Origin of the sequence: Aquamicrobium aerolatum DSM 21857, assembly GCF_900113935.1 — a bacterium.
Classification (GTDB): Bacteria; Pseudomonadota; Alphaproteobacteria; order Rhizobiales; family Rhizobiaceae; genus Aerobium; species Aerobium aerolatum.
This window is the reverse complement of sequence record NZ_FORF01000016.1, coordinates 44,917-57,635: the sequence shown is the minus strand read 5'-3', so window position 1 is coordinate 57,635 and position 12,719 is coordinate 44,917. Positions and strand designations below refer to the sequence as shown.

Below are 12,719 nucleotides of genomic sequence, written 5' to 3'. Positions count from 1 at the left end.
CAGGTTGTGGCGATCAGACGGGGTTCACGAAGCCGTCAAGCACGCGCTTCTGGCCGGCCTTGTCGAAGTCGATCGTCAGCTTGTTGCCGTCGATCGCAGCCACGGTGCCGTTGCCGAACTTCTGGTGAAACACCCGGTTGCCGACCTTGAATGCCGACGGGGTGTCCGAAACGCTCTTGGCAACCAGTTCGCCATCGATGGTGCGACCCTTGACGCTGCTGCGTCCCGCGCCATAGCCGGAATCCACCTCGCCATAGCCGATGCGCTCGACAGAATGCCCGGAGCGCGAGCCCCAGTTGCGGTCGGTTGCCTCGGTGCGGTTGGCCTGCGCCCGCTGCCAGCCAGGGGTGGCGTAGGCGTTGGAAAATGAGCTGCCGCCGGAACTGCCGACATTGTCGAAACGCGACGCGCCGTAAGGACTGCGTCCGCTCTGGCGGTCGCCATAGCCGCCATAGCCGGAGCCGGATTCGGCCACTTCGACATGCGCCTCAGGAAGTTCTTCCAGAAAGCGCGAGGGCAGCGTCGATTGCCACAGTCCGTGGATGCGACGGTTGGAGGTGAACCAGATATGCAGGTTCTTCTTGGCGCGGGTGAGCCCGACATAGGCAAGGCGGCGCTCTTCCTCGAGGCCGGAGCGGCCACCTTCATCGAGCGAGCGCTGGTGCGGGAACAAGCCTTCTTCCCAGCCGGGAAGGAATACGGTGTCGAACTCAAGACCCTTGGCCGAATGCAGCGTCATGATGTTGACGGCATCGAGGTCTTCGTTCTGCTCGGCGTCCATCACCAGTGCGACATGCTCAAGGAAGCTGCGCAGCGACTCGTAATCCTCCATGGAACGGATCAGTTCCTTGAGGTTTTCCAGCCGCGTCGGCGCGTCCGCCGATTTGTCGTTCTTCCACATTGCCGTGTAGCCGGACTCATCGAGAATGATCTCGGCAAGTTCGGTATGCGGCGTGTTGTCGAGCAGTTCCTTCCAGCGGGCGAAGTTCGCCGCAACCTGACGCAGTGCCGCGCGTGGCTTCGGCTTCATCTCGTCGCTCTCGGCAAGCTGTGCAGCTGCTTCCAGCATCGGAATGCGCAATGCGCGCGAGGTGTCGTGGACCTGACGGATCGCCGCTTCGCCAAGGCCGCGTTTGGGCACATTGACGATGCGCTCGAAGGCGAGGTCGTCGGCACCTTGCGCAACGACGCGGAAATAGGCCATCGCGTCGCGGATTTCCTGGCGCTCGTAGAAGCGCGGGCCGCCAATGACGCGGTAGTTCAGGCCAAGCGTGACGAAGCGGTCTTCGAACTCGCGCATCTGGAACGACGCGCGCACCAGAATCGCCATGTCGTTGAGGTTGTGCTTGGTGTTGCGCTGGGCGGCTTCGATTTCCTCGCCAACCGCGCGGGCTTCCTCTTCGGAATCCCACGCCGCATGCACCATCACCTTGGAATCGTCAGCGTTGGGTTTTTCGGTGAACAGCGTCTTGCCGAGGCGGCCTTCATTATGCGCAATCAGATGGGACGCTGCGCCAAGGATATGCGCGGTCGACCGGTAGTTGCGCTCAAGCCGAACGACGGTCGCGCCGGGGAAATCCTTGTCGAAACGCAGGATGTTGTCAACTTCGGCGCCGCGCCAGCCATAGATCGACTGGTCGTCATCACCGACACAGCAGATATTGATGGGGCCACTATCGGCGCTCGGGCGCTGGGCGAGCAGGCGCAACCACATATATTGGGCGGTGTTGGTGTCCTGATACTCGTCGACGAGAATATATTTGAATCGGCGGTGATATTCCTTCAGCACGTCCGGGTGATTGCGGAAAATCCGGATCGGGTGGCACAGGAGATCGCCGAAATCGCAGGCGTTGAGCGTCGTCAGGCGCTCCTGATAGGCGCGGTAGAGCTCGCGGCCTTTGCCATTGCCGAATGCGCGGGCGTCGCCTTCGGCGATTTCCGACGGCCCGAGCCCCTTGTTCTTCCAGCCGTCGATCATCTGCGCGAACTGGCGCGCGGGCCAACGCTTGTCGTCTAGCCCCTCGGCCTGGATCAACTGCTTGATCAGCCGGATGACGTCGTCGGTGTCGAGGATGGTGAAATCGGAGCGCAGACCGGCAAGTTCGGCATGGCGGCGCAGGATCTTGACGCCGATGGAGTGGAACGTGCCGAGCCATGGCATGCCCTCGACCGCTTCGCCAACCAGAACGCCGATGCGCTGCTTCATCTCGCGCGCGGCCTTGTTGGTGAAGGTGACGGCGAGAATCTGCGACGGGTAGGCGCGACCGCTGGCAAGGATATGCGCGATGCGGGTGGTCAGGACGCGGGTCTTGCCCGTGCCGGCCCCGGCCAGAACCAGTACCGGGCCTTCGGTGGTTTCCACCGCCAGACGCTGTTCCGGGTTCAGCCCGCTCAGATAGTCGGGAACCTGATGCTGGGGACCGCGGGCCGCCATGGCGCGCGCGGCAATGCCGCCGGGAGCCTGCGCAGGCGCAGCCGGTGACTGCCGAGGTGGCAGATCGTCCTCGTCGAAGAACGGAATATCGTCAGGAAAACCAGACATATCCCGGCATGTAGTGATTCGGGAGCAAAAGGCCAGCTTTGCAATGTTCACGGTTTGCACTATTAGGTTTTCAGGGTTTTCCGACGACCTGCAGTCCGCGCCCTTCGGGTTTGGCGAATGTCGGGGCCAACGTTCAAACCGGCTGTCCAGTCCGGCGCAACGTCAGCAATGCGGACGCTGATCTTCGTGTGCCGGCAGGAGACCGCTTATGCGTACCTATCTCGACGCCAAGGCCATGGCTAAAGCCATGCGCGAGGCACTCAGCGAAAATCAGATTGACATCAGCCACAGTCAGGCGCTCGAAATCGTCGCGCGACAGTTCGGTGTGGCGACGTGGAACGTGTTGTCGGCCAGGATCGACGCGCCTGAACCCAAACAGCAGCCCGCCATCGCTTTCGAGCAGGCGGTCCCGATCGTGCGTATCTTCGACGTTGCCAAGGCGCACGAATTCTATCTCGGCTTTCTCGGATTCAGCGTCGACTGGGAACATCGTTTCCACCCCAAAGCGCCGCTGTACACGCAGGTGTCGCGGGCAGGGCTGGTGCTACATCTGTCCGAACATGCGGGCGATGCGACACCGGGCGGCAACATGGTCGTCTATATGACGGGTATCCGCGACTATAATCGCGAATTGCTCGACAAGAACTATCCCTATATGCGCCCCGGCATCGTCGAGGAGGGCTGGGGACCGGAGATGCAGGTCATCGACCCGTTCAACAACCGCATCCGTTTCATGGAACGCAGCGAAGCTTAGAGCGTGTCGCGATCTTACGGGATCGCGCCTTGCGCTTTAGCTGCTTGTTTTACGCATGTCTGTCTCCCGAAACCGGTTCTCGGTTTCGGGAGACATGCGCTAGGCAGGCTTCCGCCGACGGATGCCGATGGCGCGTCCGACGCGCTCGGGAATGGGCAGGGATGCGTGCTCTGCGCGCATGGCCTCGAGATTGGCGAGAATGTCTGCGGGGAACGGAGTGACCTTGGGCCCGGACTGATCGATGTGAAGGCCGACGCTCTCGCAGGTTGCGGCGAGCCAGCCATCGACGTGGCGCATTTCCTGAAAGACGTGGAAGCGCTTGTCATCGTGATCGAGCAGCTGGAACGAGCAGCGCACCTTGTCGGTGAGGTGCAGTTCGCGGACGTAGCAGACGTGGATTTCAGCGGTGTAGGTGGTGAGCTGGCGTTGGGCGGAGTAGGTCGGCCCCATGCCGAGTCGCGCGAAAGCCTCATCGACGCCACGATCGAAAAGCACGTTGTAATAGGCCATGTTCAGATGGCCGTTATAATCAATCCACTCTTTTTCGATCTCCAGAACGCGGGAAAGAAAAGGGGTCGGGTCGGTCATGTCGACTTCTTTCAAATTCGATGTTCGGACGCGCTGGACAAAGCCGCGCCCATTTGCAGACTGCTGCGAGTTAAAGACCAAGGGGTCGCCGAGCACAAGCTTGAGAGCCATCCCTTGCAAGGAGGAACAGAGCATGGCTTTGGCCGAACTTCAGGCGGTGGCAAGGAACGATGCCGGCATTCTGATGGTGCTCGGTATTCTCAAGCAGCGCCTGGGGGAGCGTTTTCAGACCGGTGAGGCAATTCGCGCCCAGCATGCGCACACCACCACCTACATTCCCGCGCAGCTGCCTGACGGCGTGGCGTTCGTGCAATCGGCCGCAGAAGTGCAGGACGTCGTGCGGATTTGCGCGGCCCATCGCGTGCCGGTGATCCCGTTTGGAACGGGCACGTCGCTGGAAGGGCAGGTGAATGCACCCGGTGGCGGGATCTCGATCGATCTGACGGGGCTGAACAGGATTATCAGCGTCAACGCCGAAGATCTTGATTGCACGGTCGAAGCGGGCGTTACCCGCGAAGACCTCAACACCTATCTGCGCGACACCGGCCTGTTCTTTCCGATTGATCCGGGGGCCAATGCCAGCCTTGGCGGCATGGCTTCGACCCGCGCTTCCGGCACCAATGCCGTGCGCTATGGCACGATGCGGGACAATGTGCTGTCGGTCACTGCGGTCACGGCAGACGGCAATTCGATCACCACGGCAACACGGGCGCGTAAATCTTCTGCCGGCTATGATCTGACCCGGCTGATGGTCGGCGCGGAGGGCACGCTCGGCATCATCACGTCACTGACATTGAAACTTTACGGCATTCCGCAGGCGATTTCAGGTGGCGTCTGCCCGTTTCCAAGCGTCGATGCTGCCTGTCAGGCGGTGATCGCGACGATCCAGATGGGAATTCCGGTGGCGCGGATCGAACTCGTCAACACATTGTCGGTACGCTCGCTGAACAATTATTCAAAGCTGGGCCTGCCGGAGACGCCCCATCTGTTCGTGGAATTTCACGGCAGCGATGTGGGGGTGAAGGAGCAGGCCGAAACGTTCGGTGAGATTGTCGCCGAGTTCGGCGGCGGGCCGTTCCAGTGGACCAGCGTCGCGGAGGAGCGTGCCCGGCTTTGGAAGGCGCGGCACGATGCCTTCTGGGCGGGGATGTCGCTTCGTCCGGGATGCAAGGCGCTTTCGACGGATGTGTGCGTGCCGATCTCGCGGTTGGCCGAGTGTATCCACGAAACCGAAGAAGACATTGCCGCTTCAGGCTTGGTCGCACCGATTGTCGGCCATGTCGGTGACGGCAATTTCCATGTGCTTGTGCTGATGAATCCGGACGATCCGCGCGAAGTCGAGGCGACGGAGGCGTTCGTCGCGCGCCTCAATATGCGGGCGATCGGCATGGAGGGTACCTGCACCGGGGAACACGGCATCGGTCAGGGGAAGGCGGAATTCCTGCCGCGGGAACTTGGCGACGCGGTCGATGTCATGCGCGCCATCAAGCAGGGACTTGACCCGCACAACATCATGAACCCCGGCAAGATCTTCTCACGTGTGGCGACTTAAGGCGCGTCGCGAATTTTCGGGTCCGCGTCACATTCTCCAAGTTGCTGTATTATCACAGGTCTTGATCGCCAAACCGGTTCCCACTTTCGAAAGACATGCGCTAGACTGCCGGTAGGCTTGGCGAATTAGGCGGAGAAAAACACTGGCACGGTTGTTCGTCGCCATCGGTGGGTTGATTGTGCTGGCGCTGACCACGGCGCTGGTGGCTCCATATTTCATCGACTGGACCTCCTATCGTGCCGATTTCGAGCGCGAGGCAAGCCGGATTCTGGGGCGCGCGGTCAAGGTTGAAGGCACCGCCAGCGCACGGCTTTTGCCGTTTCCGTCGGTCACATTCACCGATGTCATCGTGGCAGGGCGGGACAGTGAAGAGCCGGCGATGACCATCGAGACATTTTCGATGGATGCGGAACTGGCACCGGCGATGCGCGGCGACTTCCACATCTTCGACATGCGGCTCGTGCGTCCGGTTGCGACTGTCGAAATTGCGGCTGATGGTACGCTCGATTGGGCTGTTCGGCCCTCTGTTCCGCTCGACGCGAGCCACATTTCGCTGGAGAAGCTGACGATCACCGAGGGTCAGGTGGCGCTGCGCCACGATGCCAGCGGCCGCACCCACCGGCTCACGGAAATCAACGCCGATCTGTCCGCCCGCGCACTGACCGGCCCCTGGCGCATGGATGGTACACTGCGCTTCGACGGCCTGCGCTCGACGGTTTCCGCCTCGACCGGGGCCGTGGACGATACGGGCGCGATGCGGCTGCGGCTGCGGGTTCAGCCCGATCTCTACCCGCTGGTGGTCGAGACCGACGGCGCGACGCGGGTCGAAGCGGGCGTGCCGCATTATTCCGGGCAATTCCGTCTCAACGCGTCCACCACCGAGGACCGGCTGCGCACCGGCGACGGCGGCACCATTTCGCTGAAGGAAGACAGCGGCCAGCCGGCGCGCGACGCGCCGCCGCCAGCATATCGCATCAGCGGCGCCTTCGATTTTGGCCATGCCGCGCTGGGCGTCGAGCAATTCCGCTTCGAGACGGGATCGCCGGAAGACCCTTACACCGCTGAGGGCTCGGCGCGTTTCGATCTTGGCACACAGCCGCGTTTCGAGATACGCGCCGACGGGGCGCAGTTCCGCTTCGACAATGGCGATGGCGGCGCTGAAGGGGGCGGGGCCAGTTTTCCAGATCGCATGAGCGCAATTCGCGAGGCGCTGTTCGATCTGCCGCGCCCGACCATTCCCGGCAGCATCGAAGTAGCGCTGCCGGCGATCGTAGCCGGCGACACTACAGTGCGTGATGTGAGGCTGTCGGCGCACCCGTCGAAGGAGGGCTGGAGCATCGCTTCGTTGAAGGCGACGCTGCCCGGCCGCACGACGCTGGAGGCACAGGGCGAGTTGCTGCTGGCCGAAAGCATCGGGTTTGCCGGCGATCTGCTTCTGGCGATTGGCCAGCCTTCCGGTTTTGCCGCGTGGCTGTCCAGGGATGTCGATGAGGCGATCCGTCGTCTGCCAGCCGCCGGGTTCAGCGCCAGGGTCGATTTGCAGGAAGAGCGCCAGCAGTTCCGCGATCTGGAACTGATCCTCGGCACAGCCAGATTTCGCGGTGAGATCGACAGCCGCACGCCTGCGGTGGCGAAGCCGTCGATGACGCTCCGGCTCGATGGCGACAGCCTCGATATGGAAGGCATGTCTGCGTTCGCTTCGCTGTTTCTGGGCGAGGGCGGGCAGACAAGGCTGGCCGAACGCGATCTGGAATTCCAGATCAAGGCTGGTCCGGTCTCGGCGGGTGGACTGAGCGCGGAGACGCTCGACACTGCACTGCGTTTGCGTGATGGCCAGCTGGATGTGGACCGGCTGTCGATCGGTGGGCTCGCGGGCGCCAATATCAGCGCGACCGGCATTGTCTCGGACCTTGCTGGCCTACCTGTCGGCACCCTGGATGCGAGTGTCATCGCGTCTGATCTGGCGCCGCTGGTCGATGAGTTGGCGGCCCGGTTTCCCGACAGCGTGATTGCGACCGGGCTTGCGAACCGCGCCAGCTTCTATCCGGGGTTGCTGGAGGACGCCAATCTTCAGTTCGTGGCGACGGCGCAGCGGGGAGATGAGCGGAAGCAGAATGCTGCGCTCGAAGTGTCCGGAACGGTGGGCGGCACCACGCTCGACTTTTCGGCCAAAGCAAACGCCTTGACGGAGGCGCTCGACAAGACCCCGATCAGCGCCCGGTTTTCGGCCCACAACGATGAAGCGGCTGCCCTTTATGCCATGCTTGGCGTTCCGGGCTTGCCGTTCGGCCTGGTGGGGCCTGCGCAGACGCAAATCAGCTTTGAGGGCGTGCTGGCCGATGGCGGGCAGACGCGGTTCGCGTTTTCCGGTGACGGCCTGACGCTCGACTATGAAGGCGAGGTGGCTCGTGCCGACGCAGGATTGAGCGGCAGTGGCTCCGCATCGCTGCGCGCTGACGATGTCGAGCCCTGGCTGGCGGTGGCGGGGCTGTCGCTGCCCGGCTTTGGCCTCGGACTTCCCGTCGCGCTGGACAGCCAGCTCGACCTCGATGACGGGCTGTTGCTGATCTCAGGCCTCAAAGGGAACATTGGCGGCAGCGCGGTCGGGGGAGACATCAACGCAAAGATGCGCGACGGACGACCGCACCTGACGGGGTCGCTGTCCGTTGCGTCGTTCGATGTGGCGCTTTTGGCCGACCTGATCGTGGGCGAAGAGGCGACAGTCAGCGGGGGCGAGACGTGGCCGACGGTTCCGTTTTCAGGCTCGGTCGATACGCCGGTAACCACCGATCTGGACATTGCCGCTGAGCGATTGCAGCTGGGAAGTTTCGGAACGGGCGAGCGGGGCCAGATGACGTTGCGCATTGCGCAAGAGTCCGTGACGCTGGCCGACGCAACGCTGCAGGCATTCGGCGGCACTCTGTCTGGTCTGGTCGATGTCCGCAACGACAGGGGGACCGGCATCCTGTCGAGCCAGTTCCGGCTGGACGGGGGCAGGGTGCAGGACCTTCTGGGCGACGTCGGCGTGAAGGCCGACGTCGACGTGACAGGCACGGTCAGCGGCAGTGGAAAGACCGTGGAGGGGCTGATGGCCTCGCTGGCAGGATCGGGAACTGTTGCTGCGCGCGATCTGTCAATCACGGGCATCAACCCCGATGCGTTTCCGGCACTGCTGGTTGCCGCCGACCGGTTCGGGCCTGATATCGACGCAAATTCTACCGACAGTTTTGCCGGCGGACTGGTTCGCCAGGGTGCGTTCAGCACCGACGCGCTGGATTTTGCCTTTACGATTGCCAATGGCACCGCGCGCGTTCCGCCGATCCGTATCGCAAGCGAGACGGCGGTTCTTGCAGGTGAATTGCGGGCCGATCTGGGCGCGGCGACGGTCGGGGCCAACATGGTGCTGACCTACGCGGCTGGCCAGGAGGCGCTGGTCGGCTCCGAGCCGTCGGTTCGCATCACGGCCGCCGGGCCGCTCGATGCGCCTGCCATCGACGTGGACACGGAAATGCTGACGCAATTCCTGACGCAGCGCGCATTGGAACTGGAGCAGCAGCGTGTCGAGGCGATGCAGGCCGCGCTGCTGGAGCGCCAGCGCCATCGGCGGGAGGTGCGCTACTATACCGGGCTGGCCGAGCAGCGGGAAAAGGCTGCCGAAGACGCCCGACGCGCTGTAGAACAGGCGGAAAGATTGCGTCGCGAATTGCAGGCCGAGCAGGAAGAAGCGGCGCGAAAGCAAGCCGCACAGGAAGCGGAACGTTTGCGGCGCGAGCGCGAAGAGAACCAGCGGCGGCAGGAGCAGGAAGAGCGAACGCGCCTCGAAGCGGTGCCGCCTGCCGAGGCCGTGACGGACGGCGCACAGCCGCGAGATCGCTTCTTCGACAGTATTGAGGAACTGCTCGAAGCGCCGACGCCGACGCCTGATACGCTGGACGCTGTCCCGACACCGCGTCCGTCTCCGCGTGCAGCGCAGTCTATCGGAAGCGAAACTTCATCCCCCGCAGCGCAAGCGCCTGTTCCGTCACCTTCCAGCGATGGCTTTTTTCGGATGATCTTCGGGGATTAGAGCGCGTCTCTAACTCTATGTTTTTGCGCAATTCCGAACGCAAAAATGCTGCGCACTTTTGCTGGAGTTGCGCTAGACCTGCTGGCGATACCAGTCCAGCACATGCAGCCGCAGGGCCGATGACAGGTTGGTCTCTCTGGGGCGTGCCTCGTCGACTTCTCCGACCAGACGGGCAAGGGAAATCTCGCGCTGCGCGGCAATGCGTAGGAGGTCGTCGAAGAAGGGCTGCTCGATTGAAAAGCTGGTTCGGTGGCCGCGGATCGAGACGGAGCGCTTGACGACAGCGGTCACGTCTCGTCCTTGCCGTTGTCGTCCAGCCGGTGTCCCTCAAGCTGAGTGACAGCGCGTTCACTGGCTTTGGATTCAGCCAGTTTCTGCGCGCGGCTGAGCCCATGCAGGATACGATTTTGTTCGGCGACCTTTGCGTCCTGCTCGCGAGCCTTGCGCTTGCGCGCCGTGCGGAGATTGACGATGTCGCCCAAATAGCTGACCTATTTCTTGCGAAATGCGTCCAGCGAGACGACATCGGCAGACTTTGTCGCGTCGCCGCTCTCATTGTCGTCCTCTGACGCCTTTGCGGCCGTCTCTTCGCTGCTCTTCTCGACATGCAATGGCTTGATCGATACGGGCGCGTCATCAGCACCGTTTTCGTCGTCGACCTCATCTTCGACCGGCGGCTTGACGTCGAACTCCAGCTCAAAGTTGACGGAAGGGTCGTAGAAACCGCGAACGGCGGAGAACGGGATCTCGAGCTTTTCCGGGATGTCCGCGAATGAAAGGCTGACTTCAAACCCGGCGTCGGTGACCTTCAAATCCCAGTACTGGAACTGAAGCACGATCGTCATCTGCTCGGGATAACGTTCCTTGAGGCGGCTGGAGACACGAACCCCCGGCGCGCCGGTGAGGAACGTGATGAAAAAGTGGTGGTTGCCCGGCAAGCCCGTGCGCGAAACCTCGCTGAGCACTTTGCGCATCACACCGCGCAGGGCGTCCTGTGCGAGGATGTCGTACCGGATATGATCGTCCGCCATGGGGCCACAGTTCCCGTGAATCGAATTTGGGTGGTGTAGTCAAGCTTACGCGCTTCGTAAACCGGATATAGCGCCCCGAAGGGCCGCCGAAAAGCGGCTGACCGATCTTTTACGGGTCACGCGCGCGTGAACTTCAGTTTTTTATTGACGCACCGCTTTTCGCTCCTTAGGTTGCGCGCCTATGAACAAGATGATCATTCTCGTAGTATGCAGGCGCGTGGGCAAGGCGGTGTAACCGCCGGGCGAAAGCACCCCATGCGCAAATGACAGGCTCCCAAAAGGGGGCCTTTTTTATTGCCTTCAACACAGCTAGACGTTCAAACGTAGTAGCGAACGACAAAGACGGGAAGAGACGGATGAGTAACGCAGGAAACGACACCGGCAGGCGCGAGATGACAGGCGCCGAGATGGTGGTGCAGGCGCTGAAGGATAATGGTGTCGAGCACATCTTCGGGTATCCGGGCGGTGCGGTTCTTCCAATCTATGACGAGTTGTTCCAGCAGGAAGATGTGCAGCATATCCTTGTTCGCCACGAGCAGGGTGCGGGCCACGCCGCGGAAGGCTATGCGCGCTCCACCGGCAAGGCCGGCGTGATGCTGGTCACGTCCGGGCCGGGCGCAACCAATGCGGTGACGCCGCTTCAGGACGCGCTGATGGACTCGATCCCGCTGGTCTGCATCAGCGGACAGGTTCCGACATCGCTGATCGGCTCCGATGCGTTCCAGGAATGCGACACCATCGGCATCACGCGCCCCTGCACCAAGCACAACTGGCTGGTTCGCGACGTCAACGAACTGTCGCAGGTTCTGCATCAGGCATTTCATGTGGCAACCACGGGCCGTCCCGGCCCGGTCGTGGTCGACATCCCCAAGGACGTCCAGTTTGCCAAGGGCATGTACACGCCGCCGCAGCAGGCGCCGCGCACGTCCTACGCACCGAAGATGCAGGGCGACATGGAGGCGATCCGTCAGGCGGTTGCGCTGATGGCTTCGGCCAAGCGCCCGATCCTTTATACCGGCGGTGGCGTGATCAATTCAGGCACCGAGGCAAGCCATCTGCTGCGCGAGCTGGTGCAGCTGACGGATTTCCCGATCACCTCGACGTTGATGGGGCTGGGCAGCTATCCCGCATCCGGCAAGAACTGGCTCGGCATGCTGGGCATGCACGGCACCTATGAAGCCAATATGGCGATGCATGATTGCGACGTGATGGTGTGCATCGGCGCGCGTTTCGACGACCGCATCACCGGACGTCTGGATGCGTTTTCGCCGCACTCGAAGAAGATCCATATCGACATCGATCCATCCTCGCTGAACAAGAACGTTCAGGTCGATATCCCGATCCTTGGCGATATCGGCATGGTTCTGGAAGACATGGTGCGCCTGTGGCGTGCCACGACCAAGACCGACAAGAACGTGCTCAAGCCCTGGTGGGAACTGATCGATCGGTGGCGTTCGCGCGATTCGCTGGCCTATACGAAGAATGACGATGTCATCATGCCGCAATACGCGATCGAGCGTCTGTATGAGCTGACCAAGACGCGTGACACCTACATCACCACCGAGGTTGGCCAGCATCAGATGTGGGCCGCGCAGCATTACGGCTTTGAAAAGCCCAATCGCTGGATGACGTCGGGTGGTCTTGGCACGATGGGTTATGGCCTGCCGGCGGCGCTGGGCGTGCAGATCGCACACCCGGATGCGCTGGTCATCGACATCGCCGGCGATGCGTCGGTGCAGATGACGATGCAGGAGATGTCGGCAGCGGTGCAGTACAACGCGCCGATCAAGATCTTCATCCTCAACAACCAGTATATGGGCATGGTGCGCCAGTGGCAGCAGCTGCTTCACGGCAATCGCCTGTCGAGTTCCTATACCGAAGCGATGCCCGACTTTGTCCTGATGGCACAGGCCTTTGGCGCTCACGGCATCCGCTGTGAAAAGCCAGGCGATCTGGATGCGGCGATCCAGGAGATGATCGACGTCAAGAAGCCGGTGTTGTTCGACTGCCGCGTTGCGAATTTGGCCAACTGCTTCCCGATGATCCCCTCCGGCAAGGCGCATAACGAGATGCTGCTGCCGGATGAGGCAACCGACGAAGTGGTGGCGAACGCAATTGATGCCGCGGGCAGGCAGCTCGTCTGATCGAAAGATCAGGCGACGTCGCCTTGCACGGGACAATGAATT

The 12,719-nt window shown here is 62.1% G+C and carries 9 protein-coding genes; 4 read left to right on the top strand and 5 right to left on the bottom strand.

Features of this window, described 5'->3' with window-relative positions; genetic code table 11:
- Window positions 1-13 precede the first annotated feature (13 nt).
- Window positions 14-2,542, bottom strand: a complete 2,529-nt coding sequence (locus BMZ42_RS13660; RefSeq protein WP_091523430.1) for an ATP-dependent helicase — start codon at window positions 2,540-2,542, stop codon at window positions 14-16.
- Between the two features lie 208 nt (window positions 2,543-2,750).
- On the opposite strand from BMZ42_RS13660, the gene BMZ42_RS13655 reads away from it, so the two are divergent.
- Window positions 2,751-3,296: a glyoxalase superfamily protein gene (locus BMZ42_RS13655; protein ID WP_091523429.1), complete on the top strand. Its 546-nt coding sequence runs from the start codon at window positions 2,751-2,753 to the stop codon at window positions 3,294-3,296.
- A gap of 99 nt (window positions 3,297-3,395) precedes the next feature.
- Here the strand turns inward: BMZ42_RS13655 and BMZ42_RS13650 are convergent, their stop codons facing one another.
- A complete protein-coding gene (locus tag BMZ42_RS13650) occupies window positions 3,396-3,884 on the bottom strand; it encodes a thioesterase family protein (RefSeq protein WP_091523522.1) in 489 nt (162 codons plus the stop codon).
- A 133-nt stretch (window positions 3,885-4,017) separates the two neighbouring features.
- Here BMZ42_RS13650 and BMZ42_RS13645 point away from each other — a divergent pair, with 133 nt between their 5' ends.
- Entirely contained in the window at window positions 4,018-5,436 is a 1,419-nt protein-coding gene (locus BMZ42_RS13645; RefSeq protein ID WP_091523426.1) for an FAD-binding oxidoreductase, read from the top strand.
- A 151-nt stretch (window positions 5,437-5,587) separates the two neighbouring features.
- Complete coding sequence (locus BMZ42_RS13640; protein ID WP_244523263.1) at window positions 5,588-9,502, top strand: AsmA-like C-terminal region-containing protein; 3,915 nt, start codon at window positions 5,588-5,590, stop codon at window positions 9,500-9,502.
- A 72-nt stretch (window positions 9,503-9,574) separates the two neighbouring features.
- On the opposite strand, the gene BMZ42_RS13635 is transcribed toward BMZ42_RS13640, so the two are convergent.
- The 3 genes from BMZ42_RS13635 to BMZ42_RS13625 are packed head-to-tail and all read right to left on the bottom strand — an operon-like array spanning window position 9,575 to window position 10,533.
- Complete coding sequence (locus tag BMZ42_RS13635) at window positions 9,575-9,793, bottom strand: ribbon-helix-helix domain-containing protein (RefSeq protein ID WP_091523424.1); 219 nt, start codon at window positions 9,791-9,793, stop codon at window positions 9,575-9,577.
- Window positions 9,790-9,984: a DUF4169 family protein gene (locus tag BMZ42_RS13630; RefSeq protein WP_091523421.1), complete on the bottom strand. Its 195-nt coding sequence runs from the start codon at window positions 9,982-9,984 to the stop codon at window positions 9,790-9,792. The genes BMZ42_RS13635 and BMZ42_RS13630 overlap by 4 nt, the downstream gene beginning before the upstream one ends.
- A 9-nt stretch (window positions 9,985-9,993) precedes the next feature.
- Window positions 9,994-10,533 carry an SspB family protein gene (locus tag BMZ42_RS13625; RefSeq protein WP_091523419.1) on the bottom strand — a complete coding sequence of 180 codons (540 nt, stop codon included), beginning with the start codon at window positions 10,531-10,533 and terminating at the stop codon, window positions 9,994-9,996.
- A gap of 356 nt (window positions 10,534-10,889) precedes the next feature.
- Between BMZ42_RS13625 and BMZ42_RS13620 the strand changes: the two genes are divergently transcribed.
- The gene (locus BMZ42_RS13620) at window positions 10,890-12,677 is read left to right on the top strand and encodes an acetolactate synthase 3 large subunit (RefSeq protein WP_091523417.1); all 1,788 of its coding nucleotides are present in this window, start codon (window positions 10,890-10,892) and stop codon (window positions 12,675-12,677) included.
- The last annotated feature ends 42 nt before the right edge of the window (window positions 12,678-12,719 follow it).